At 73.2% G+C, this 23,600-nt stretch carries 22 protein-coding genes; 7 read left to right on the top strand and 15 right to left on the bottom strand.

Annotated features, from left to right (window positions below):
* Positions 1–42: 42 nt before the first annotated feature.
* Positions 43–906 carry an aminoglycoside phosphotransferase family protein gene (locus tag IRY44_RS07470; protein ID WP_174361701.1) on the bottom strand — a complete coding sequence of 288 codons (864 nt, stop codon included), beginning with the start codon at positions 904–906 and terminating at the stop codon, positions 43–45.
* 8 nt (positions 907–914) lie between these two features.
* Entirely contained in the window at positions 915–2,105 is a 1,191-nt protein-coding gene (gene ftsY, locus IRY44_RS07465; protein WP_013284575.1) for a signal recognition particle-docking protein FtsY, read from the bottom strand.
* A gap of 146 nt (positions 2,106–2,251) precedes the next feature.
* On the opposite strand from ftsY, the gene IRY44_RS07460 reads away from it, so the two are divergent.
* From IRY44_RS07460 to IRY44_RS07440, 5 genes are all read left to right on the top strand, one after another.
* On the top strand, positions 2,252–3,964 hold the full coding sequence (locus IRY44_RS07460) for an alkaline phosphatase D family protein (RefSeq protein WP_194799705.1): 1,713 nt from the start codon (positions 2,252–2,254) through the stop codon (positions 3,962–3,964).
* Between the two features lie 13 nt (positions 3,965–3,977).
* Entirely contained in the window at positions 3,978–4,403 is a 426-nt protein-coding gene (locus tag IRY44_RS07455; RefSeq protein ID WP_013284573.1) for a MarR family winged helix-turn-helix transcriptional regulator, read from the top strand.
* Between the two features lie 108 nt (positions 4,404–4,511).
* Positions 4,512–6,101 carry an MDR family MFS transporter gene (locus IRY44_RS07450; RefSeq protein ID WP_194799704.1) on the top strand — a complete coding sequence of 530 codons (1,590 nt, stop codon included), beginning with the start codon at positions 4,512–4,514 and terminating at the stop codon, positions 6,099–6,101.
* Positions 6,102–6,103: 2 nt separating this feature from the next.
* Positions 6,104–6,592: a universal stress protein gene (locus IRY44_RS07445; RefSeq protein ID WP_194799703.1), complete on the top strand. Its 489-nt coding sequence runs from the start codon at positions 6,104–6,106 to the stop codon at positions 6,590–6,592.
* Positions 6,593–6,660: 68 nt separating this feature from the next.
* Positions 6,661–7,188: a DinB family protein gene (locus IRY44_RS07440; protein ID WP_194799702.1), complete on the top strand. Its 528-nt coding sequence runs from the start codon at positions 6,661–6,663 to the stop codon at positions 7,186–7,188.
* A gap of 6 nt (positions 7,189–7,194) precedes the next feature.
* Here the strand turns inward: IRY44_RS07440 and IRY44_RS07435 are convergent, their stop codons facing one another.
* From IRY44_RS07435 to IRY44_RS07425, 3 genes are all read right to left on the bottom strand, one after another.
* Entirely contained in the window at positions 7,195–7,812 is a 618-nt protein-coding gene (locus tag IRY44_RS07435) for an HAD-IA family hydrolase (protein ID WP_194799701.1), read from the bottom strand.
* Positions 7,809–11,408, bottom strand: coding sequence for a chromosome segregation protein SMC (gene smc / locus IRY44_RS07430; RefSeq protein WP_194799700.1), 3,600 nt, complete (start codon positions 11,406–11,408; stop codon positions 7,809–7,811). The genes IRY44_RS07435 and smc overlap by 4 nt, the downstream gene beginning before the upstream one ends.
* A gap of 315 nt (positions 11,409–11,723) precedes the next feature.
* Complete coding sequence (locus IRY44_RS07425; RefSeq protein WP_013284566.1) at positions 11,724–11,918, bottom strand: hypothetical protein; 195 nt, start codon at positions 11,916–11,918, stop codon at positions 11,724–11,726.
* 372 nt (positions 11,919–12,290) lie between these two features.
* On the opposite strand from IRY44_RS07425, the gene IRY44_RS07420 reads away from it, so the two are divergent.
* Together IRY44_RS07420 and IRY44_RS07415 are read left to right on the top strand one after the other, a co-directional pair.
* On the top strand, positions 12,291–13,460 hold the full coding sequence (locus IRY44_RS07420; protein WP_194799699.1) for a CAP domain-containing protein: 1,170 nt from the start codon (positions 12,291–12,293) through the stop codon (positions 13,458–13,460).
* A 77-nt stretch (positions 13,461–13,537) separates the two neighbouring features.
* Positions 13,538–14,407 carry an endo alpha-1,4 polygalactosaminidase gene (locus IRY44_RS07415; RefSeq protein ID WP_194799698.1) on the top strand — a complete coding sequence of 290 codons (870 nt, stop codon included), beginning with the start codon at positions 13,538–13,540 and terminating at the stop codon, positions 14,405–14,407.
* Between the two features lie 261 nt (positions 14,408–14,668).
* On the opposite strand, the gene IRY44_RS07410 is transcribed toward IRY44_RS07415, so the two are convergent.
* From IRY44_RS07410 to IRY44_RS07365, 10 genes are all read right to left on the bottom strand, one after another.
* Positions 14,669–16,882 (bottom strand): MMPL family transporter, encoded by a 2,214-nt coding sequence (locus IRY44_RS07410; protein WP_194799697.1) that lies wholly within the window; start codon positions 16,880–16,882, stop codon positions 14,669–14,671.
* A 240-nt stretch (positions 16,883–17,122) separates the two neighbouring features.
* Entirely contained in the window at positions 17,123–17,980 is an 858-nt protein-coding gene (gene mutM / locus IRY44_RS07405; RefSeq protein ID WP_194799696.1) for a bifunctional DNA-formamidopyrimidine glycosylase/DNA-(apurinic or apyrimidinic site) lyase, read from the bottom strand.
* Positions 17,973–18,761 (bottom strand): ribonuclease III, encoded by a 789-nt coding sequence (gene rnc / locus IRY44_RS07400; protein WP_194799695.1) that lies wholly within the window; start codon positions 18,759–18,761, stop codon positions 17,973–17,975. Before rnc ends, mutM begins: the two co-directional genes overlap by 8 nt.
* Positions 18,758–19,717 (bottom strand): phosphate acyltransferase PlsX, encoded by a 960-nt coding sequence (locus IRY44_RS07395; RefSeq protein ID WP_194799835.1) that lies wholly within the window; start codon positions 19,715–19,717, stop codon positions 18,758–18,760. Before IRY44_RS07395 ends, rnc begins: the two co-directional genes overlap by 4 nt.
* Before the next feature lie 132 nt (positions 19,718–19,849).
* Positions 19,850–20,023 carry a 50S ribosomal protein L32 gene (gene rpmF / locus IRY44_RS07390; RefSeq protein WP_030500827.1) on the bottom strand — a complete coding sequence of 58 codons (174 nt, stop codon included), beginning with the start codon at positions 20,021–20,023 and terminating at the stop codon, positions 19,850–19,852.
* A 5-nt stretch (positions 20,024–20,028) separates the two neighbouring features.
* Positions 20,029–20,592, bottom strand: coding sequence for a DUF177 domain-containing protein (locus IRY44_RS07385; RefSeq protein ID WP_135243737.1), 564 nt, complete (start codon positions 20,590–20,592; stop codon positions 20,029–20,031).
* A gap of 124 nt (positions 20,593–20,716) precedes the next feature.
* Positions 20,717–21,214 (bottom strand): hypothetical protein, encoded by a 498-nt coding sequence (locus IRY44_RS07380; protein ID WP_135243736.1) that lies wholly within the window; start codon positions 21,212–21,214, stop codon positions 20,717–20,719.
* A 263-nt stretch (positions 21,215–21,477) separates the two neighbouring features.
* Positions 21,478–21,954 (bottom strand): pantetheine-phosphate adenylyltransferase, encoded by a 477-nt coding sequence (gene coaD, locus IRY44_RS07375; protein WP_194799694.1) that lies wholly within the window; start codon positions 21,952–21,954, stop codon positions 21,478–21,480.
* Positions 21,951–22,514 carry a 16S rRNA (guanine(966)-N(2))-methyltransferase RsmD gene (rsmD, locus tag IRY44_RS07370; protein ID WP_194799693.1) on the bottom strand — a complete coding sequence of 188 codons (564 nt, stop codon included), beginning with the start codon at positions 22,512–22,514 and terminating at the stop codon, positions 21,951–21,953. Before rsmD ends, coaD begins: the two co-directional genes overlap by 4 nt.
* Before the next feature lie 80 nt (positions 22,515–22,594).
* On the bottom strand, positions 22,595–23,530 hold the full coding sequence (locus tag IRY44_RS07365; RefSeq protein ID WP_194799692.1) for a serine hydrolase: 936 nt from the start codon (positions 23,528–23,530) through the stop codon (positions 22,595–22,597).
* Positions 23,531–23,600: the final 70 nt, after the last annotated feature.

The raw sequence follows: 23,600 nt of genomic DNA, 5'->3' as shown, positions 1-23,600 counted from the left end.
CGTGACGGGTTGTTTCCGGCGTGTGAAGAACGCCGATCTTGCTCAGCGCAGCGCGTACTCCAGCTGGTGCCGCTCGTAGTCGAGCAGCCGCAGGTCACGCATAGGGCGACGCAGGTGGCCCTTGTGGACGATCCGGACGAACGCCGGCTCACCGGCGGCGGCCATCCGCCGGATGCCCTCGACGTGGTCGACGATGCGCTTGCGGATGGTCCGGATGAGCCGGTGCCGGTCGCGCGGGATCAGCCCGTACGCGTCGGCGAACAGCCGCAGCCGGCGCGGCCGGTCCGGGTGCTTCCAGCCGAGCGTGATCGAGTCCCGGTCGGAGAAGATCGGCACCCAGGTCCAGGCCGCGTACGCCACGTCGTAGATCCGGGCGCCGGGCGAGGCGAGGTCGAAGTCGATCAGCCCGAGCGTGCCGTCGGGACGCCAGATCACGTTGTGCGGCGCGGCGTCGTGGTGGCAGATGACCTCGGTGTCCGGCGGGGGCGGCCCGAACGAGCGCCAGACCGCGCCGGGCGGCGGGGTGAAGCCGTACTGCGCGTCGTGGAACATCCGCAGCATGGTGGCCACCGTGACCAGGGCCTCGTCGGTGACCCAGTGCGGGGCCAGCGGGTACTCCCCGCACTCCCCCTCCAGGTACGACAGGACCTCCCGGTTGCGCTCGTCCATGCCGAGCGCCCGGGGCGCGCCGGTGAATCCGACGTACTCCAGGTGGCGCAGCAGCGCGTGCACGGAGGGCGTCCACGGGCCGGCGTTGCGCCGGACCGTGTCTCCCACACGGACCACGGTGCTCACGTTCCCGCCGTGCAGCGGGATCTCCTGCGAAGTCACGTACGGTCTCCCGAGGCGTGGCGACGGGTGGCTGGGGTCGCGCCACCCCGCGTAGGCGCGATCGTCAGTCGTCACGGGAGAGGCTACGCGTCCCGGGCGAGCGGCTCGGTGCCGAGCAACGCGTCGACGAACTGTGCCGGGTCGAACGGGGCCAGGTCGTCCTTGCCCTCGCCGAGGCCGACGAGCTTGACCGGGATGCCGAGCTTGCGCTGCACGGCGATCACGATGCCGCCCTTGGCGGTGCCGTCGAGCTTGGTCAGCACCACGCCGGTGACGTTCACCGCCTCGGTGAAGACCCGCGCCTGCTCCAGCCCGTTCTGGCCGGTGGTGGCGTCGAGGATCAGCAGCGTCTCGTCGATCGGGCCGTGCTTCTCCACCACCCGCTTGACCTTGCCCAGCTCGTCCATCAGGCCGATCTTGTTCTGCAGTCGGCCGGCGGTGTCGATGAGCACGGTGTCCACGCCGGTGTCGATGCCGCGCTTGACCGCGTCGAACGCGACGCTCGCCGGGTCGGCGGCCTCGGGCCCGCGGACCGTCTCGGCGCCCACCCGGCCGCCCCAGGTCTCCAGCTGGTCGGCGGCGGCGGCCCGGAACGTGTCGGCGGCGCCGAGCAGCACGCTGCGGCCGTCCGCGACGAGCACCCGGGCGATCTTGCCGCAGGTGGTGGTCTTGCCGGCGCCGTTGACGCCGACCACGAGCACCACCGCCGGGACGCCCTCCTTCGGCGCGGTGCGCAGCGAGCGGTCCAGGCCCGGGTCGAGCGCGTTGACCAGCTCGGCGGCGAGCAGCGCGCGCAGTTCCTCCCCGGTCCGCGTGCCGAGCACCCGGGTCCGCTCGCGCAGCCGGTCGACGATCTCCCGGGTGGCGTCGATGCCGACGTCGGCGGTGATCAGGCTGTCCTCGATCTCCTCCCAGGTGTCCTCGTCCAGCCGGTCGCGGCTGAGCAGGCCGAGCAGGCCCTTGCCGAAGACGTTCTGCGAGCGGGACAGCCGCGAGCGCAGCCGGACCAGGCGGCCGGCGGTCGGCTCCGGCACCTCGACCTGCGGCACCTCGACCGGAGGGGCCGGCGGCGCCTCGACCACCACGCCGGTGGTGAGTTCCGCCTCCGGGGCCTCGACCGGCGGGCCGGCCAGGTCCTCCTCGGTCCGGGTGTCGACCTCCGTACGCGGCAGCGGCGGCTGCGGGCGCCGGCGCAGCCGGGGCACCACGAGGCTCAGGCCGCCGATGATCAGCACGCCGAGCAGGGCGAGAGCGACGAGGAGGTATTCCGTCATGCCCGAAATCCTGTCAGATGCCGGCGACGGCGTCCCACTCACCGCCTCGGCACGCGAACAACCTGCGGGTACGCTCACACCGGAAGGCGTACCGCAACCGCCGGCCGGGTAGGAATCAGCCGCAACGATCTTGTCGGAGGTGCGTCGTGCCCGGTTCCCGCCTGCTCATCGGCCCGCTGCTGCGCAGGGTCGTCGACACGCGGGCGACCGTCTGGGTGGAGACCAGTTCGCCCGCCGTGGTCACCGTCCGCACGGCGGACGGCGCCACCGGCAGCTCGCCCACCTTCTCCGCGTACGACCACCACTACGCGATCGTCGTGGTGAGCGGGCTCACCCCGGACGCCGCCACGACCTACGAGGTGCTGATCGACGACGAGGTGGCGTGGCCGCTGCCGGACTCGTCGTTCCCGCCCAGCGTGATCCGCACCCGCGCGCTCGACGACGCGGACCAGCCGGTGCGGCTGCTGTTCGGCTCGTGCCGGGAGACCACCCAGCACTCCACCGCGCGGAAGCTGCCGCCTGATGCGCTGGACGCGTACGCCCGGCGGGTGATGGCGGCGCCCGACGAGGCCGTGCTGCCCGACCTGCTGGTGCTGCTCGGCGACCAGGTGTACGCGGACGAGACCTCGCCCACGGTGCGGCGGCTGCTCAAGCGCCGCCGGCGGCGGCCGAAGGACGCCCCGGCGACGCAGGTGGTGAGCTTCGACGAGTACACCAAGCTCTATCTGGAGTCGTGGCGCGACCCGGAGATCCGCTGGCTGTTCTCCACCGTGCCGAGCGTGATGATCTTCGACGACCACGAGGTGATCGACGACTGGAACACCTCGCAGTCGTGGCGCGCGGACATGCGCGAGCAGCCGTGGTGGGCCGAGCGGATCCGCAGCGGCCTCGCCTCCTACTGGGTCTACCAGCACCTGGGCAACCTGAGCCCGGACGAGATCGCCGCCGACCCGGTGTACGCGAAGGTGATCGCCGCCGAGGACGCCACCGGTGTGCTGCACGAGTTCGGCGAGCGGGTCGACAAGGAGGCCGACCTGGCGCACGACACCGAGCGCTGGCGGGCCGTGCAATACCAGTGGAGCTACGCGCTGGACCTGGGCCGTACCCGCCTGGTCATGCTGGACAACCGGTCCAGCCGGGTGCTCCTGCCCGGCAGCCGGGCGATGCTGCCGCCGGGCGAGTGGTCGTGGTTCCTCGACCAGGCGCACGGCACCTACGACCATCTGGTGGTGGGCAGCTCGCTGCCGTGGCTGCTGCCGCCGGGCATCCACCACGTCGAGGCGTGGAACGAGCGCCTGGCCGACTCCGACCGGCAGTGGGTGGCGCGGATCTCCGAGCAGATCCGCCGGGCCCTGGACCTGGAGCACTGGGCCGCGTTCCGGCGCTCGTTCGAGGCGCTGGGCGAGCTGTTCGCGCGGCTGGGCAGCGGTACCGCGCCGCGCACCGGGGCGCGGGTGGGCGCCGGGCCGGCGTACGCGCGACCGGCGTCGATCAGCGTGCTCTCCGGTGACGTGCACCACTCGTACGTGGCGCGGGCCCGGTTCGCCGACCGTGACGTCCGCACACCCGTGTACCAGCTCACCTGTTCGCCGATCCACAACCAGGTGCCGGCCGCGATGCGCCCGCTGATGACGCTGGGCTGGAATCCCGGCCCGGCCGGGGCGACCCGGGCGCTGGCACGCTCGGCCGGGGTACGCCGCCCGCCGGTGCGCTGGCGGAAGCTGGCGGGGCCCTACTTCGGTAACGCGGTCGCCACGCTCACGCATCAGGGTCGCAGGGCCGCCGTGGTGATAGAGGGCACGACCAGCGAGGGCGAGCTGCGACCGGTGGCGCAACAGCAACTCAGCGACGGGGACTGAGTACCCTCTGAGCGTGGACGAGACGCTGCGCGCCGTGGAGCACGAGTTGACCGCGCTGCTGCGCCGCGGCCGGGCGTTGTCCTGGGAGATCGCCCGCGAGGTCCACCCGAACCTGGAACCGAACGCGTACGGCCTGCTGCTCTGGCTGCGCCGCTCCGGATCGATCCGCCTCACCGACCTGGCCGCGAAGCTGGGCATCGGGAAGGGCACGCTGAGCCGCCAGATCGGCGGGCTGGAGGCGCTGGGCCTGGTCCGGCGCGACCCGGACCCGACCGACCGGCGGGCGGCCCAGCTGAGCCTGACCGAGGAGGGCACGCGGCGGTTCGACGCGGCCCGGGCGGCGCGACTCGGACAGATAAGGCGTTCGCTCGAAAGCTGGCCGAAAGAGGACGTGGCGGACCTGGCCCGGCTGATGCACCGCTTCAACGAGTCGTTCTGATGCCCCCGGCGGGGGGAACAAAGCCGGTCCGGCAGGAGTTGTTGCTCAAGGCAACGACTTATACGGTTGCCCAAGGCAACCTTTCTCCCGCTCCGGAGGCAATCCACGATGACCCAGGCGACTGCGCCCGCGCGGGCGACCGCCGTCGACATGTCCCATCGGCAGATCCTGGAGGCGCTCTCCGGCCTGCTGCTGGGCATGTTCGTCGCGATCCTCTCCTCCACCGTGGTCTCCAACGCGCTGCCGCGAATCATCACCGACCTGCGCGGCGGCCAGTCCGCGTACACCTGGGTGGTCACCTCGACGCTGCTGGCGACCACCGCGACCACGCCCATCTGGGGCAAGCTCTCCGACCTGTTCAGCAAGAAGCTGCTGGTCCAGCTCTCCCTGGTGGTCTTCGTGCTGGGCTCGGTGCTCGCCGGGCAGGCGCAGACCACGGGTGAGCTGATCGCCTGCCGCGTGGTGCAGGGCGTCGGCGCGGGCGGCCTCACCGCCCTGGCCCAGGTGATCATGGCGACGATGATCGCGCCGCGCGAGCGCGGCCGGTACAGCGGCTACCTCGGCGCGGTGATGGCCGTCGGCACCATCGGCGGCCCGCTGATCGGCGGCGTCATCGTGGACACCTCCTGGCTCGGCTGGCGCTGGTGCTTCTACGTCGGCGTGCCGTTCGCCGTGCTCGCCCTGGTCGTGCTCCAGCGGACGCTGCGCCTGCCGGTGGTCAGGCGCGAGGTGAAGATCGACTGGTGGGGTGCCACGCTCATCACCGCCGCCGTCTCGCTGCTGCTGGTCTGGATCACCCTGGCCGGCGACAGGTACGACTGGATCTCCTGGACCAGCGGCGTGATGGTGGCCGGCGCGGCGGTGCTCGGCGTGCTCGCCGCCCGGGTCGAGAAGCGTGCCGCGGAGCCGATGATCCCGCCGCACCTGTTCCGCAACCGCACCATCACGCTCGCCGTGATCGCCAGCATCGCGGTCGGCGTCGGCATGTTCGGCGCCTCGGTCTTCCTCGGCCAGTACTTCCAGATCAGCCGTGGCGCCAGCCCGACCATGTCCGGCCTGATGACGCTGCCCATGATCGGCGGCCTGCTGGTCTCCTCGACGGTGGTCGGCCGGATCATCACCGCCACCGGTCGCTGGAAGAGCTGGCTGGTCATCGGCTCGGTGCTGCTCACCGCCGGCTTCGCGCTGATGGGCACCATGCGCGCGGACACCCCGTACTGGCGCCTCGCCGTGTTCATGGCGCTGATCGGCCTCGGCGTCGGCATGAGCATGCAGAACCTGGTGCTGGCCGTGCAGAACACGGTCCGCCCGGACGAACTCGGCGCGGCCAGCTCGGTGGTGGCGTTCTTCCGCAGCCTCGGCGGCGCGATCGGCGTCAGCGCGCTCGGCGCGATCCTCGGGCACCGGGTCACCGGCTACCTGGCCGACGGCCTGAGCCGCCTCGGCGTCCCGGCCTCCGGGTCGGGTGGCGGCGGCCTGCCGGACGTGCACACGCTCCCCGGCCCGATCCGCGCCGTGGTCGAGTCCGCGTACGGCCACGCCGCCGGTGACATCTTCCTGGCCGCCGCCCCGTTCGGACTGCTCGCCCTGATCGCTGTGGTCCTCATCCGGGAGGTGCCGCTGCGCCGCTCCAACGCCGAGCCGGTGCCCGCCGGACGGGAGACGGCCGAGGCCGTTCCGGCCGGAACGAAGGACTGACGATGGACGCCGCGGAGCGTGAACGGTACGGCCCGCAGACCCGTCCGCTGCCCTACGAACGGGGTACGGACGGGCCACGGGTGGTGCTCGTCGGCGTGGACGGCAGCCGCACCTCGATGCGCGCCGCCGCGTACGCCGCCGGACTGGCCCGGCGGCAGGGCGCCACGCTGGTGGCGGTGTTCGTCAGCTCGCCCGCCTCGTACAGCGCGATGCTCTCCGGCGTGGTGGCCGGTGCGGTCCAGCAGACCCACGACGAGCTGGCCGACGAGCTGCGCGCGGAGTGCCGGCGCGGGGCCGAGGAACTGGACCTGCCGGTGACGTTCCTGTGCCGGCGCGGCGACGCCTACACCGAGCTGTGCCGGGCCGCGGACGAGCACCGGGCCGACATGGTGGTGGTCGGCTCGTCCGAGCAGGCCGGGCACAGGCTGGTCGGCTCGGTCGCCACCCGGCTGGTGCGCACCGGCCGCTGGCCCGTCGTCGTGGTCCCCTGAGGGTGCAAGGAAGGGCCCCCTGTTAACGCCTCGCGTTGTACCGGGGGCCCCTCTTACCATCTGCGCCCATGACCTGGACCGTTCCTGAGATCGACCGCCGCCACGAGCCCTACGTCGCCGACGAGCGCACCATGCTCGAAGGCTGGCTCGACCACCACCGCGACACGCTGGTGCACAAGTGCGCCGGGCTTACCGCCGAGCAACTGCGCACGCCGAGCGTGGAGCCGTCCGGGCTGACCCTGCTCGGCCTGGTCCGGCACATGGCCGACGTGGAGCGCTGGTGGTTCCGCATCCGCGCCGGCGGGCAGGACGTGCCCACGCTGTACGACTACAGCACCGACCCGGACGCGGACCACAACGACATCGCCGACGCCGACCCGGCCGAGGCGCTCGCCACGCTGCGCGCCGAGATCGACGCGGCCCGGGAGGCGGTGGCCGGCCTGCCGCTGGAGCACACCTTCCACCACCGCCGGGGCGACACCACGCACGAGATCAGCCTGCGCTGGGTCTACGTCCACATGATCGAGGAGTACGCCCGGCACAACGGCCACGCCGACCTGATCCGGGAACGCATCGACGGCGTCACCGGCGCCTGAGCCGGCTCAGTACGCCAGCGCCGCCCGCAGGTACCGCAGGTCGGCCGGGCCGCTCCAACGGTGCGCGGACAGACCCGCCACCCGGGCGCCGGCCACCGCGCGGTCCTCGTCGTCGACGAACAGCACCCGCCCCGGTGGCGTCGCCAGCGCCTCGCAGGCGGCCTGGAAGTACTCCTTCGCCGGCTTGTGCACCCCCACGACCGAGGAGTTGACGATCACGTCCAGCTCCTCGGTCAGGTCCAGCGCGGCCAGGTCGGCGTCGAGCAGGTCAGTGGCGTTCGTGCCCAGCCCGACCCGGATACCGGCGGCACGCACCTCGCGGAGGAACGCCAGCACCTCCGGGTCGACCTCACCGCGGTAGCTCTGCCACTCCTGGACCGCCGCGCGGGCCCGATCCGCGCCGACGGCGGGGGTCAGCGCGTCGGCCACGCTCACCATCCACTGGGCATGGCTGACCTGGCCGGTGAGCACCGGCTGGAGCAGTCCCCAGGACATCGCGATCTCACCGAGGACGCCCTCGGTCAGCCCGTACTCCCGCTCGACGCCGGCGGCCACCGCCGGATCCCAGCGGCGCAGTACGCCGTCGAAGTCCACCAGGAGCGCCGTGGCGCGTTCCCGACTCACTCGCTCGTCACCTGTTCCTCGTCGTCGGCCCGGTTGAGCCGCTGGCTGATCACCTGGGTCACACCGGCGCGCATTGTCACCCCGTAGAGCGCGTCGGCGATCTCCATGGTCCGCTTCTGGTGCGTGATCACGATGAGCTGGCTCTTCTCCCGCAACTGCGCCAGCAGCGTGATCAGGCGGCCCAGGTTCACGTCGTCGAGCGCCGCCTCCACCTCGTCCATGATGTAGAACGGGCTGGGCCGGGCGCGGAAGATCGCCACGAGCATCGCCACCGCGGTCAGCGACCGCTCTCCGCCGGAGAGCAGCGAGAGCCGCTTGATCTTCTTGCCCGGCGGGCGGGCCTCGACCTCGACGCCGGTGGTCAGCAGGTCCTCCGGGTCGGTGAGCACGAGCCGGCCCTCGCCGCCGGGGAACAGCACGGTGAAGACCTGCTCGAACTCCCGTGCGGTGTCCTCGAACGCGCTGGCGAAGACCTCAAGGATGCGGTCGTCCACGTCCTTGACCACGGTGAGCAGGTCGCGCCGGGTCGCCTTGAGGTCCTCCAGCTGCTCGGAGAGGAACTTGTAGCGCTCCTCCAGCGCGGCGAACTCCTCCAGCGCGAGCGGGTTCACCTTGCCCAGCAGGGCCAGTTCCCGCTCCGCCTTGGCCGCCCGCTTCTCCTGCACCGGCCGCTCGTAGCGGACCGGCTCGGGCACCGGCCGGCCCTCCTTCTCGGCGAGCGCCACGTCCGCGTCGGTGGGCGGGACCAGCCGGTCCGGGCCGTACTCGGCGACGAGCGTGGCCACGTCCAGCCCGAAGTCCTCGGCGGCCTTGGCCTCCAGTTGCTCGATGCGCATCCGCTGCTCGGCGCGCGCCACCTCGTCCCGGTGCACCTGGCTGGTGAGCCGTTCCAGCTCGGCGGCGAGGCGCTTGGCCGCGCCGCGTACCTCGGACAGCTCGGCCTCGCGCGCGGCGCGTTCGCGGGCGACGACGTCGCGGTGCTCCTCGGCGCGGGCGATGGAGACGGTGAGCCGGGTGAGCGCCTCGCGGGCGCCGCCGACCACGGCCCGGGCGATCTGGGCGCCGCGCGTGCGGGCCGCGCGCCGGGCCGCGGCGCGCTCCCGCGCCGCCCGTTCGGCGGTCGCCTGCCGGGCCAGCGAGTCGGCCCGCCCGGCGATCGAGGCCACCCGCTCCTCGGCGGTACGCACCGCGAGCCGGACCTCCATCTCGTTCTGCCGTGCCTGCGGCACCAGGGCGGCGAGCTGGTCCCGCTCCTCGGTGGACGGTTCGGCGTCGATCCGGGTGGCCTCGGCCAGCCGCAGCCGTTCCTCCAGCTCGGCCAGCGCCGCGAGGTCCCGTTCCCGGGCCGCCTCGGCGCGGGCCCGGGACTCGCCGAGCCGGTCGGTCTCCGCCTTGGCCGACCGGGCGGCGGCGCCCAGTTCGGCCAGGCGGCGCGCGGCGGCGTTGCGGTGGCTCTCCGCCTCCCGCTTCGCGGCCGCGGCGTGCTGCACCGCCTCCTTGGCGGCGGCCACCTCGGCGCGCGCCTCGGCGAGCTGTTCGCGCAGCTCGGCGGCGGAGCGTTCGGCGGTGGCCCGGTTGGCCCGCGCCTCCTCGACGGCGGCCTGCACCTCGATGAAGCTGGGCGCCTTGGCCGACCCGCCCGCCGCGGCGTACGCACCGACCACGTCGCCGTCGGGGGTGACCGCGCGCAGCTCCGGGTTCGCGGCGACGAGCGCGGACGCGGCGGCGAGATCGTCGACGAGCGCCACGTCGCGCAACGCGCGGTGCACGGCCGGGCGGATCGCCGCCGAGCACTCGACCAGGTCGGGGGCCCAGCGGGCGCCCTCGGGCAGTTTCGGGCGCAGCGCGTCGGCGGGACCGTCCATGCCCGGTCCGGCGGGGCTGCCGACGAGCAGCCCGGCCCGACCGGCGTCGGAGATCTTGAGCAGCCGCATCGCCTCGACCGCCTCGTCCACGCCGCTGACCGCCACCGCGTCGGCCAGACCACCCAGCGCGGCGGCCAGCGCCGCCTCGTCACCGGGCGCGACGGTGAGCAGCCCGGCAAGGCTGCCGAGCAGGCCGGGCACCTGGTCGGCGCGGGCCAGCAGCTCACCGGCACCGTCCTTGCGGCGCAGGCCCATGGCGAGCGCCTCCTCGCGGGCCTTCCAGGTGGCGGCGTCCTTCTCGGCGGCGCGCTCACCGTCGGCAAGGCTGCGCACCGCCGCCTGGGCCCGCTCGTGGACGGCCACCGCCTCGTCGTGCCGGGCGTCCAGGTCGGCGTTGTCCCGGTCCGCCTCGGTCGACTGTTCGGCTACCGCGTCCAGGTCGGCCTGCGCCTTCTCGGCCCGGCCCATCGCGTCGGTGTGCGCGGCGGCGAGCCGTTCGATCTCCTCGCCGGCGCTCGTGGTCCGCGCCCGGGCGGAGTTGACCTGGCCCGTGAGGCGGGCCAGCCCCTCCCGCCGGTCGGCGATCGCCTTGGCCGCGGCGACCAGTTCCCGCTCGGCGGCGGCGAGCTGCCGTTCCAGCTCCTGGCGGTGCTCGACCGCCTCGGCCAGCCGGATCTGGTCGTCGGTGAGCGCGGCGCGCAGCTCCTCCTCCTGCTCGCGTACGCGCCGCGACTCCGCCTCCAGCTGCTCCGGGTCGCGGCCGGGGCGCTCGTCGTCACCGGCGGCGCTGAGGTGACGCAGCCGCTCCCGGGCCAGCTGTTCGATCGAGCGGAACCGCTCCTGGAGCGCGGAGAGGCGGTACCAGGTGTCCTGCGCCGCCGCGAGCAGCGGGGCGTCCTCGGCCAGCGCCGCCTCCAGCTCGCCGAGGCGGCCCTGCACCTCGCCGTGCTCGGCCTCGATCAGCTCGCGCCGCTCGCGCAGCGCCGTCTCGTCGGCGATCTCCTTGTCCAGTGTGGTCCGCAGCGTGTGCAGGTCGTCGGCGAGCAGCCGCAGCCGGGCGTCGCGCAGGTTGGCCTGGATGCCGGCGGCGCGGCGGGCCACCTCGGCCTGCCGGCCCAGCGGCTTGAGCTGGCGGCGCAGCTCGGCGGTGAGGTCGGTCAGGCGGTTGAGGTTGGTCTGCATCGCGTCGAGCTTCCGCAGCGCCTTCTCCTTGCGCTTACGGTGCTTGAGGACGCCCGCCGCCTCCTCGATGAACGCGCGCCGGTCCTCCGGCTTGGCGTGCAGCATGCCGTCGAGCCGGCCCTGCCCGACGATGATGTGCATCTCCCGGCCGATGCCCGAGTCGGACAGCAGCTCCTGGATGTCGAGCAGGCGGCAGGAGTCGCCGTTGATCTCGTACTCGCTCTCGCCGGAGCGGAACATCCGGCGGGTGATGGAGACCTCGGTGTACTCGATCGGCAGCGCGCCGTCGGTGTTGTCGATGGTGAGGGTGACCTCGGCCCGGCCCAGCGGCGCCCGCCCAGCGGTGCCGGCGAAGATGACGTCCTCCATCTTGCCGCCGCGCAGCGCCTTGGCGCCCTGCTCGCCGAGCACCCAGGCGATGGCGTCGACGACGTTGGACTTGCCGGAGCCGTTCGGGCCCACCACGCAGGTGATCCCGGGTTCCAGCTTCAACGTCGTGGCGGAGGCGAAGGATTTGAAGCCCTTCACCGTCAGGCTCTTGAGATGCACCTTCTCGATCCTCGTCCGGTGGCCGCCGTACCGTCGCCGGCTGCGCGGACCTGGTGAACCCGCAGACTAACCCGGGACCGGGGCGCCGCCGCCATGCGACCCACCCGCCGGACCGGCTGTCCGCTTTCCGCCCGGCCGTCGCGGACGGAACGGAAATGCATGATCACAATTACCGGGCGCAATTCCGGGCGCTTCCGCAAGATCGATAATTGCGCCGGCGGCGACGAAAAGGGGTCCACACATGGCTGCGCGCCGGCACTTGAGTGTCGGCGCGCTTTTCGGTGTGGTGCGATTCAGTTTTCCGACAACTGGAGATCAGGTCAGTGCGGGCTCGGCCAGACGGAGGAGGTCATCGGCCTCCGCCGCTGCCGCCGCAAGCCGATCGTTGTCGGCGCGCAGACGCGTGATCTCGAACTCCAGTGCCTGAACCCTGGCACGCAGTCGGGTGACCTCGTCGAGCAGACGCCGGTCGGGCGCTGCACTTACGTGGCCGTAGAGGGCCTTCGCCATGCTGACTCCTTGATGTGCGCTGCCGGAAAGGCCGGCCAACGCGCGCCCATGATGTTCGCGGCTGCCATTCCCACTGCATCGGGGCATGGCTGGGCGCGACTGGCGACACCTACATATTGAGCCGAAAACCCCTCCTTCGTCAAGTTGACCAAGGGCGTAGATCATCTCCACGTCGGCCGGTCCACTCGCCGGGGGGCTGCCAGAAGGCGCGGACACGCTCTGTCCGGACGCCTTTACTGTACGCCGGAAATGCGTGAACGACTCATCCTCGGCGCGGGCTTCGCCTTAACTCTTTCTTAGCCACGTTGCCGCAGCTTGGAGCGCGCCCGTAGCGTCACCCGGGCCCGCAACCGACCCGTGGAGGGGACAGGCGTGTACCGCTGGAACGACCCGATCGAACCGGAGGACGCCCGTCGGCGTCCCGAGCCGCCGACCGACGAGGGTCCGGCGTGGCTCAGCGACCGGCCCGAGCCGCGGTCGTCGTACCTGTTCGGGGACGATGCGCAGCGGGCGCCCGCCGGCCCGGCGCACGCGGGCTACGGCCCGGAGAACGCGCCTCCGGCACCCCGGGACCGGTGGAACGGCGAGGAGCAGCCGACCACCGCATGGCACGGCCAGCAGCCCGCATGGCACGGCCAGGAGCCCGCATGGCAGGGCCGGGAACAGCCCGCCGCCTGGCAGGGGCACGAGCAGCCGGCCGGTGGCTGGGAGCAGCCCACCACGACCTGGCAGCCGGCGACCGACACCCCGGCCGACGACCGGCGGCGCCCGAAGCGGCGCCTGTCCCGGCCGCTCGTGATCGGCGGGGCCGCCGCCGCGGCGACGCTCGTGGTGAGCCTCGGCGTGGGCGCCGTCCTGCTGCCCGGCGACGACCAGGGCACGAAGCGCACCTCGGCCGACGCGCCGGTAGCCGCCGCGCCGCAGGCGCCCGACGGGTCCGATGACGCACCCGCCGACGCGCCCGCGCCGGAGTCGGCGAGCCCGTCCGCCGTACCGACCACCGCCGCGCCGAGCCCGACGAAGAAGGCCACCCCGAAGCCGAGCCGCAGCACCGCCCCGTCGCGGCAGCAGGAACGCAGCAGCGCCCCCGGCGGCGGGTCGAGCAGTGGCGGGTCGAGCGGCGGCTCCACGAGCACCAAGGCCACCGCCACGACCGGGCTGAGCACCGAGCTGCAGAAGGTCGTCACGATCGTCAACCAGGAGCGGGCGAAGGCCGGCTGCAAGGCGCTCACCGTCAACGCCAAGCTGAACCTGGCCGCCCAGCGGCACAGCCAGGACCAGGCCGACCACCAGAAGATGGACCACACGGGCAGCGACGGCAGCCAGCCCTGGGACCGGGTCAAGGCCGCCGGCTACAGCTACCGCATGGTGGGCGAGAACGTGGCCTGGAACTACCAGACCCCGGCGGCGGTCATGGAGGGCTGGATGAACTCCGAGGGCCACCGGAAGAACATCCTCAACTGCTCGTACACCCAGATCGGGGTGGGTGTGGCGCGCAGCAACGGGCCGTACTGGACGCAGGTCTTCGCCACCCCGAGCTGACCGCGCGTCGTGACCGGCCCGGCGCTCGTTGACCGGTCGGGGGCGGCGTCGGGCCGCCCGCGTCCGGGGAGCTGTCGATGCGGATCCGGCCGGTGTGGGCCGTGCCGCGCTCCCGGCCGGCCCGCGTCCGCCGACGTGGCCCGCGCCGGGGCGTGGCGCTCGCGCTGACCGCGCTGCTGCTCGCCCCGGTGCCGGCCTGCCGCCGGCCGATCACGCCACCCGGCGCGCCCACGCCCTGGCCGGCCGCGCAGGCAGCCGGCTGGCGGTGGCAGTGGCAGCTCACCTCCCCGGTGGACGTGACTGTCGACGCCGACGTCTTCCTCCTCGACCCGGTGGCGACCACCTCGGCCGAGACCGCCGCGCTGCGCGAGCGGGGCCGCCGGCTGGTCTGCCACGTCCGCGTCGGCACGTACGCCGCCGCCGACCCGGACGCCACCCGCTTCCCCACCGCCGTACGCGGCGCGGTGGTGCCGGGGCGGCCGGGGAGCCGTTTCCTGGACGTACGGGCCTGGGACGCGCTCGCGCCGGTGCTGGCCGACCGGTTCCGGCTGTGCCGGGGCAAGGGCTTCGGCGCGGTGGCGCTCGCCGACGCGGACGGCTACCGGCACCGCTCCGGCTTCCCGCTGGACTTCGACGACCAGCTGCTGTTCCACCGCCGGCTGGCCGGGCTGGCCCGCAAGCTGGGCCTCTCCCCCGGCCTGGTCGACGACGTGCCGCAGGTGGCGGCGCTGGCCCCCGACTTCGACTTCGCGGTCAACCAGGAGTGCGTACGCCGCCGCGAGTGCGCGAAGCTGCTGCCGTTCGCCGACGCCGGGAAGCCGGTCTTCCACGTCGAGTACACCGGCGAGCCGGCGGACTTCTGCGTCACCTCGGTCGGCTACGGCTTCGCCTCGATCCGCAAGGACCGCCGGTTGGACGCCTGGCGGGAGCCGTGCGCCCTGCCGTGACACCCCGCCGCCCCGCCCGCCGGGGAGCGGGGCGCCGATGACGATCATCCAGTACGAAAGCTGCCAACACTCTCCGTGACCCTCAGCGGCGAACAGATGCACGGAAGGCGGTATACCTGAGAGTCATAGTTATGACTCTCAGGTATACCGCGCGAACACGAATGCCTTCTCAGCGGCCGGCACGAGCCGGCGCTGATGTCAAGCTGTTCGGCACCACCGGTTGGGCGCCGGGACCGGGCCCCGGGGCGGGTCCGCTCGGGATCAGCGGACGCCGACCAGCTCCGGTGCCGGGGCGGGCGGCGGCTCGACCGCCGGGACGGGCCGCCGACGGCGCATGAAGCGTGGCGCCCACCAGTTCGCGTCGCCCAGCAGCGTCATCACCGAGGGCAGCACGACCGCCCGGATGATCGTGGCGTCCAGCAGGATCGCCGCCGCCAGGCCGATGCCGAGCTGCTTGAAGTCGATCATGCTGAGCGTGGCGAAGATGGAGAACACCGCCACCATCACCACCGCCGCGCTGGTCACCACGCCGGCCGAGGAGGTGATGCCGTACGCCACCGCCTCCCGGGTGGGCATGCCCCGGTCGACCGCCTCACGGATCCGGCTGACCACGAACACGTGGTAGTCCATCGACAGCCCGAACAGCACCACGAACAGGAACAGCGGCAGCCAGGTGACGATCGCGTCCATCGAGGTGAAGCCGAGCAGCCCTTCCGCCCAGGTGCTCTGGAAGACCAGCACCAGCAGCCCGTACGCGGCGCCGGCGGAGAGCAGGTTCAGCACGATCGAGGTCAGCGCCACCACGATCGACCGGAACGTCCACGCCATCACCAGGAACGTCAGCGCCAGCACGAACGCCGCGACGATCGGCAGCTTCGCCCAGATGTGGGCGGCGTAGTCCTCGCTGGCGGCCACGCCGCCGCCGACCGCGTACTCCACGCCCGGGATGCCGCCGAGCGTGGCCGGGACCAGGTCCTCGCGCAGCTCGTGCAGCGACCGGGACGCCTCGTCTGAGCGGCTGGCATGCGGCGTGGCCACCTCCAGCACCGACACCCGCCGGTCCGCCGACACCTTGATCTCCGGGCCGTCCCCCTCGGCCGGCGCGAAGAGCGGGTCGGCGGCGGTACGGCCGGCCAGGTCGGTGAGCGCGGCCCGCACCCGGTCGGCCTGCTCGGCGGGCGCCCGCACGGCGACCGTGTGGCTGGTGCCGTTGCTCGGGAAGGCCGCGGTGAGCCGGTCGTACGCCTGCATGGCGGCGGTGGTGCGCGGCACGTCCTCCGGGCCGGGGAACTTCAGCTTCATGCCGAGCGCGGGCGCGGCGAGCGCGAGCAGCAGCGCGACCGAGATCAGCAGCGTGGCCACCGGCGCGCGCAGCGCCGGCTTGAGCACCGCCGGCCAGAACCGGGGCCGGGCCGGCTGTCCGTTGCGTGGCGCGGTGAGGCGCCACAGCAGCGGCACCCGCGGCCGGTCCACCCAGCGGCCCAGCTTCGCCAGCAGCGCCGGCAGCACTGTGAGCGAGCCGATCACCGTGACCGCCACCACCAGGATCGAGCCGACCGCCAGCGACGAGAAGATCGCGTCCTGGGCGAGCAGCAGACCCCCCATCGAGATGATCACGGCGGTGCCGGAGACCACCACGGCGTGCCCGGAGGTCTCCGCCGCGATCTCCACCGCGTCCAGGCCGGATCGGCCCTTCGCCCGTTCCTCCCGCTCCCGCCGCACGTAGAACAGCGAGTAGTCCACGCCGACCGCCATGCCGATCAGCAGGATGACGCTGGCCGTGGTGTCGGTGGCCGGCACCAGGTGCGAGGCGAGTGTGGAGAGACCCATCGCCGCGGCCACCGAGGAGAGCGCCAGCAGCACCGGCACCCCGGCGGCGATCAGCGCGCCGAACGCGATGATCAGGATGGCCAGCGTCACCGGCAGGCTGAGCAGCTCGGCGCGCTTGAAGTCCTTGCCGAGCGTGTCGTCGAGCGCCTTGTCGATCGACGGGCCGCCCACCTGCTCCACCCGCAGCTGCGGGTGCGCGTCCTGCACCTTCGCGGTGGTGTCCCGCAGCGGCTGCACCCGGTCCCCGGCGGTGCCCGGGTCGCCCGACATGGTGATCGGCACCAGCAGCGCGCTGCCGTCGCGCGACGGCATCGGCGTACCGATCGCGGCCACGCCGTCGACCTGCCGCAGCCGGTCCGCCGCGTCCTGCGCCGCGACCTTCGCGGCGGCCTGGTCGAGCGAACCCGAGCGGGCGGTGATCAGCACGTTCTCGGTCGCCGGCCGGTCGAACCCGCCACTGTCGACGATCAGCTGTGCCCGTCCGAACTCGCCGATCGCCTGATCCTCGTCGGTCGCCTCGTTCAGCCCGGCGGCGCTGCCGCCCACGAAACACACCGCCACGAAGACCACCCACAACGCGATCGCGCGCCACGGATGCTCCGCACTCCACCGTGCCAGCCGCACGGTCACCGGTCGCCTGCCCATGTCCCGGGTTCCACCCTCCTGATGCCGGCCCTGTGCCGACCCCAGATGACGCTAGGCAGCGGGCGGGGCCCCGACATCGGGGAACGGCCCCCGCTCGTCCCCGATCCGCCGGGCGAGGTCCGCGCGGCCGGAACCGGCCCCGCGGACCGGGCGGAAAAGGGCATCTCCGGGTACGCTCCGGCGCGTCTCCGGGGGACCGTCGGACGATGCACACCGGCGCAACCCCGAATCGGCTCGGGGTCATCCCCGGAGGGTGCCCCGGGGCCGCGGCTGGCATCGCGGGCAGCTGTAGGAGGACCGGTTCATGAACGCCTCCCGCCGGATCGGCGCGCCGCAGCGCGGGCACGGCTCACCCTCCCGGCCGTACGCGTTCAGCGACCTGTCGAAGTAGCCGCTCTCGCCGTTGACGTTGACGTACAGCTCGTCGAAGCTGGTGCCGCCCTGTTTGATCGCCTCGGCGAGCACGTCCCGCACGTGCCCGAGCAGCCGCAGCGCGGCCGGACGGGTGAGCGCGTCGGCCGGGCGGGTGCCGTGCAGCTTCGCCCGCCACAGTGCCTCGTCGGCGTAGATGTTGCCCACCCCGGAGATCAGCGTCTGGTCGAGCAGCGCGCGTTTGACCTCCGTACGCTTGCGCCGCAGCGCCGCCACGAACGCCTCGTCGGAGAACTCCGGGTCCATCGGGTCGCGGGCGATGTGGGCGATCTCGGCGGGCAACTCCGCCCCGCCTTCGGACACGGACAGCCCGCCGAACGTGCGCTGGTCGACGAAGCGCAGCTCCGGCCCGTCGTCGGCGAACCGGAACCGGACCCGCAGGTGCAGTTCGTCGGCCGCGCCGACCGGCTGCAGCAGCAGCTGGCCGGACATGCCGAGGTGGCCGATCACCGCGTCGCCACTGTCCAGCGGCAGCCAGAGGTACTTGCCGCGGCGGCGTACCCCGGTGATCGTCCGGCCGGCGAGCACGTCGGCGAAGTGCGCGCGGCCGGGCGCGTGCCGGCGTACCGCCCGGGGGTGGCGCACCTCGACGGCGGCGATCCGCCGGCCGATCACCCACTGGGCGAGGCCCACCCGGACGGTCTCGACCTCGGGCAGCTCAGGCACGGCCGGCGCCCGCCTCCACGTCGGAGGTGTCGCTCGTCTCCGCCTCCGCCTGCGCCGCCGCCTCGGCCTCGGCCTGCTCGGTGAGCATCCGCCAGGCCGACTCGGCCGCGCGCTGCTCGGCCTCCTTCTTGCTGCGCCCCTCCGCGCCGCCGTAGCGGTTGCCGGCCACCACCACCCAGGCGGTGAACGTCTTCAGGTGATCCGGTCCGGTGCCCTCGATCCGGTACTCGGGCACGCCGAGCCCGAGCGCGGCGGTCAGCTCCTGGAGGCTGGTCTTCCAGTCCAGCGCCGCGCCCCGGCCCGCCGACTCGGCCATCAGCGGGTCGAACAGCCGGTGGATGACGATGGCGGCGGTGTCCAGGCCGTACTGGAGGTAGATCGCACCCAGCAGCGCCTCCAGCGTGTCGGCCAGGATGCTCGCCTTGTCCCGTCCGCCGGTCGCCTCCTCGCCCTTGCCGAGCAGCAGGTACGCGCCCAGCCCGTCCGGGCCCAGGCCACGCGCCACGTCGGCGAGCGCCCGCATGTTGACCACGCTGGCGCGCAGCTTCGCCAGCTGCCCCTCGGGCAGGTCCGGGTGGTTGTGGAACAGGGCTGTGGTGATCACCACGCCGAGCACCGAGTCGCCCAGGAACTCCAGCCGCTCGTTCGTGGGCAGGCCGCCGTTCTCGTACGCGTACGAGCGGTGGGTCAGCGCGCGTTCCAGCAGTTCCGGGTCGAGCGACACCCCGAAGGCCGCCTCCAGGTGGCCGACGGGAGCACGCCGCCGCTTGTCGTTGGTCATGGTGCTACCTCGGTGTCGTGTCGGTCAGGTGCGAGATCGTGCGGGATGTCCGCGAGCAGGGAACGGACCGTCGCGGCGGCGTCGCGGCGCCACAGGTGAGCGGCGAGCGCGATACCGGAGGCGACGTCCTCGGAGCCGGCCGCGCCGTGGCACACGACCACGGTGCCGCCCACCCCGAGCAGGGCCGCGGCGCGCGGGGCGCCGCCGCGTGCGGGTGGGCCGCCGGCCAGGGCGTACGCGCCCTCGATGGCCTTGAGCAGGACGTTTCCGGTGAAGCCGTCGGTCACCACGACGTCGGCGCGGGCGCCGAGCGAGATGTCGTACCCCTCGACCAGGCCGACGTAGCGGCCGTCGCAGGGCAGCGGCGCGGCGGCGAGGGCGGGCGCGGCGACGCGGCGCAACCGGTCGCCCTTGCCCGTCTCGTGGCCGACGGAGAGCAGACCGACGCGGGGTGCGGTGACGGCGTGGGCCACCGACGCGTAGGCGGCGCCGAGGAGGGCGTGCCGGGCCAGCGTGGCCGGGCCGGGTTCGAGCGTGCCGCCGACGTCGAGCAGCACCACCGGCCCCTCGACGGCGGGCAGCGTGGCGGCGAGCGCCGGGCGGCGGATCCCGGTCCAGCGGCCGAGGCCGAGCGCGGCGGCGGTGACAGTGGCGCCGGTCGAGCCGGCGGAGACGACCGCGTCGGCGAGTCCGTCGCGGACGGCCTGCACGGCGGTGCGGACAGTGCTCTCGCCGCGGGCGGCGGTGGGATGGTCGGCCATGCCGACGACGGTCCGCACCGGGCGGACCGTGACCCGGGCGCGCTGGGCCGGTTCGAGCGCACCGATCAGCTCGTCGGCCACCTCGATCGGGCCGACGAGCAGCAGGTGCAGGGCGGGATCCGTGCGTACCGCTCGCAGAGCGCCGTCAACCACGACGGCGGGAGCATCGTCCCCGCCGAGGAGGTCGACGGCGATCCGCGCGGTGCCCGGCTCCGACGGTCCGCCGGCCGGAAGCCGGTCGGCGGTGGCGGGAGCCGGGGCACCGGGCGAGAGCCTTGGTGCGCGCGTCACCCGACCGGTGGTCGGGGACGTCACTCGGCGGCCGGGTCAGACCTCGAGGACCTGACGGCCGTTGTAGGTGCCGCAGACGGAGCAGGCGGCGTGCGGCAGCTTGGCCGACTTGCACTGCGGGCAGGCCACGGTCGCCACCGCCGAGGCCTTCCAGTTCGCCCGGCGGGCGCGGGTGTTGCTGCGCGACATCTTGCGCTTGGGGACGGCCACGGTTCTTACTCCTCTGTACGGGTCAGTTGCGTCAGGCTCGCCCAACGCGGGTCGACCTGCTGATGGCTGTGGTCGGCCGGCAGATCGTCCCAGTGCACCCCACACTCGGGGCACAGGCCTGGGCAGTCCTCCCGGCAGAGCGGGTTCGTCGGCAGCGCCAGCACCACCGCGTCCCGCAACGCCGGTTCCAGGTCGATCAGATCGCCCTGCATCCGGCCCACCTCGTCCTCCTCGGTCGTGTCGTCCGTGGTGCTGTTCTCGTACGCGTACAGCTCCTGGATCGTCACGGCCAACGAGTCGTCGATCTCGCGCAGGCAGCGGCCGCACTCGCCCTTGACGGGACCGGTGACGGTCCCGGAGACGAGTACGCCCTCGGACACCGACTCCAACCTCAGGTCGAGGTCGAGGTCCGCGCCCTCCGGCACGCCGATCAACTCCACGCCGAGGTCCGCCGGTGCCGGCACGACCCGCTTGTGCGTACGCAACGCGCCAGGTCGGCGCGGCAGTTCCCTCGTGTCGAGGACCAGCGGCGACCTGGGGTTGAGTGTGCTTGGCGAGTGTTTGGGCATAGTCAGACTCCGGCCGTTGAGAGGCCGACAAAGAAGGTTACCTGCCAGACGGGCGGACCGTCGAACCGGGGGCTCGCCTCCGGCCCGGCGGGAGCCGGCTGTCGGCGACCGGCCCGCGCGCCGCTCAGAAGGGTAGCGGGCGGTCCGCCTCGTCCCCGCCGAAGGTCCCGATCTCGCGCAGCGCGTGCATCTTGTCCCGGCCGCGCTCTATCGAGGCCAGCGCCCGGGTGAGGAACTGTTCGAAGTTCGCCAGCGCGGTGTCGACGTAGTCGTCCACCTCCTCGCGGAGGCGCTGCGCCTCGGCCCGCGCCTCGGCGATGATCCGCGCGCCCTCGTGCTCGGCCGAGACGGTGATCTCGTTGACCGAGACGAGCCGGGCGTGTTCCGCCTCACCCTCGCTGATGATCCGGTCGGCCTCGCGCTTGCCGGCCTCCATGATCTTGTCCCGCTCCTCCAGCAGCGCGGCGGCCCGGCGCAGGTCGGCGGGCAGCTCCGCGCGCAGCTCGTCGAGCGCGGCGATCATCTCGCCCCGGTCGACCATGCAGTTGTTGCGCGACATCGGGACGGAGCGGGCCTGCTCCACCATGGCGATCAGTTCGTCGATGCGATCGAGCGGGTCCACCGGTACCTCACTCCTGTCTTCGTCGGCCGCCCTCCATCATGCGGCCTCGCGCCCGGTCTCGGCGTTGCAGACATCATGTCGCGCCCGAGCCACAACCGCCCCACCCGCCCCACCCGGCGCGTCGCCCCGCCCTCACCCTCCCCGTCCCCTCTCCCCGGCGATCTTGCACTTGCGGCCCGGCGTCCGTCCCTTGCGGGAGGAATGTCCGGGCCGAAACTGCAAGATCGCGGGGGTGGGTGGGCGGAGGGAGGGTGAGACGGGGGTCAGGGGCGGAGGCGGGCGGTCAGCTGGGCGCGGACCAGGTCGGGGACGTGGGCGGAGATGTCGCCGCCCCACTTCGCCACGTCCTTGATCAGGCTGGACGAGATGAACGAGTAGAGCGGGTTGGTCGGCATGAAGAGCGTCTCCACGCCGGCCAGGCCGATGTTCATCTGGGCCATCTGCAACTCGTAGTCGAAGTCGCTCACCGCGCGCAGGCCCTTGATCAGCACACTCGCCTGCTGCGCCCGGCAGAAGTCGACGAGCAGGCCGCGGAACGACTCCACCCGGACGTTGTCGTACGAGGCGGTGACCTCGTGGAGCATGTCGATCCGCTCCTCGACCGTGAACAGGCCCTGCTTGGACTGGTTGACCAGCACTCCGACGATCACCTCGTCGAACAGCCGGCTGGCCCGGCCGATGATGTCGAGGTGTCCGTTGGTGACCGGGTCGAACGAGCCCGGGCAGACCGCACGTCTCATGATCGGCGACCGTACCAAAGAGTGGTCTCGCCGTAACGTCTGCTGCGCTCCGGAGTGACACCTTCCACCCACGTGACCGGTCCGGTACGGCTGGACCGCTCGACGATCACCAGGGCGTCCGGTGCGAGCCAGCCGCCGTCGACCAGCGCCGCCAGCATCGCGGTGATCTCCGCGTCCGGCACCGCGTACGGCGGATCGGCGAAGACCACGTCGTACGGCCCGCCGTCCGGACCCGCCGCCAGCACGGTCGCGACCCTGCCGGTGACCAGGCGCGCGGCCGGCGCGGCCCGCAGCGCGGCGATGTTCTCCCGGATCACCCGGGCGGCCCGCGCGTCGGACTCGACGAGCAGCACGTGCGCCGCGCCCCGGGACAGCGCCTCCAGACCGACCGCGCCGGAACCGGCGTACAGGTCGGCGAAGCGCGCCCCGTCCAAATCGACGTGGGAGTGCACGGCGCTGAACAGCGCCTCGCGGACCCGGTCGGAGGTGGGCCGGGTGCCGGCACCCGGCGGCGCGGCGATCCGCCGGCCGCCGAGCGTGCCGGCCACGATCCGGGTCACCGTCGCTCCCTGTGCATACCCCGACGCTACGCGACGCGCCGAGCACCCGGCCGGCGCGCCCTCGCCGTGCGTACGGGCGGTCAGACCGCGTCGAGCGCCGACGTGATCGTTCGCGGATCGACCTCGGCCCGGTTGGTCAGCAGCACGAGCCGCTGGTCGGTGTCGGGCAGCCAGGCGGCGAACGCCTTGTAGCCGCCGTTGTCCCCGGAGTGGTGCAGCGCCCGCCGGCCGGCCAGCGGGCCGACGAAGAAGCCGTAGCCGTACGCCTCGTCGGGTCGCCCGGTGGGCGCGTGCGGCGCGGTCATCGCCGCCACCGAGGCCGCGCCGAGCAGCCGGCCCCGGCGCGGTACGTCCAGCCAGGTGAGCAGGTCCGCCCCGGTGCTCCAGACGTCACCCGCGCCCAGGCTGACCGTCGTCAGGTCCCAGGACGGCACCGGACGGCCGCCCTCGTGCCCGATCGCCACGTCCGCTCGCCCGTCGCCGGAACCGGCGAAGCTACGAGTCATGCCCAGCGGCGCGAAGACCTCCTCGGCGAGGAAATCGGCGTACGGCCGGTCGGCCACCCGTTCGACGGTCCGGGCCAGCAGCACGTAGCCGGGGCTGCTGTAGTGCCACGCGGTTCCGGGCCGGAACAGCGGCGGCAGCGCCGCGAACCGGTCGAGCAGTTCGTCCGGCTCGGCCGGCCCGTGCAGGTCGATCGCCGGGTAGTCCTCCCAGTGGCCCAGGCCCGACGTGTGGGTGAGCAGGTGGTGCAGCGTGATGCCGGACCATTGTGGCGGCGGCGTGCCGGGCAGCCGGCGTACCACCGGGTCGGACAGGCTCAGCGCTCCCCGCTCGGCGAGCAGCAGCACCGCCACGGCGGCCATCTGCTTGCTGATCGAGGCGATCTGGAACCGCGTCGCCGCGGTGCACCGCCGGCCGGACGCCTCGTCGGCGACGCCGGCCACCCGGTCCACCACGTGGTCGTCGCCCCGGGTCAGAAGCAGCACGCCGTGTTCGAGTGATGGTGTCGACATCTGCGCGAGCCTAGGCACGCGACGCCCGTGCCGCAGTCCCGCGACGCCGCACCGGGGCGCCGGCCGGGCC

It is taken from the genome of Micromonospora sp. ANENR4 (assembly GCF_015354395.1).
Classification (GTDB): domain Bacteria; phylum Actinomycetota; class Actinomycetes; order Mycobacteriales; family Micromonosporaceae; genus Micromonospora; species Micromonospora aurantiaca.
This window is presented reverse-complemented; position numbering and strand designations above follow the sequence as displayed.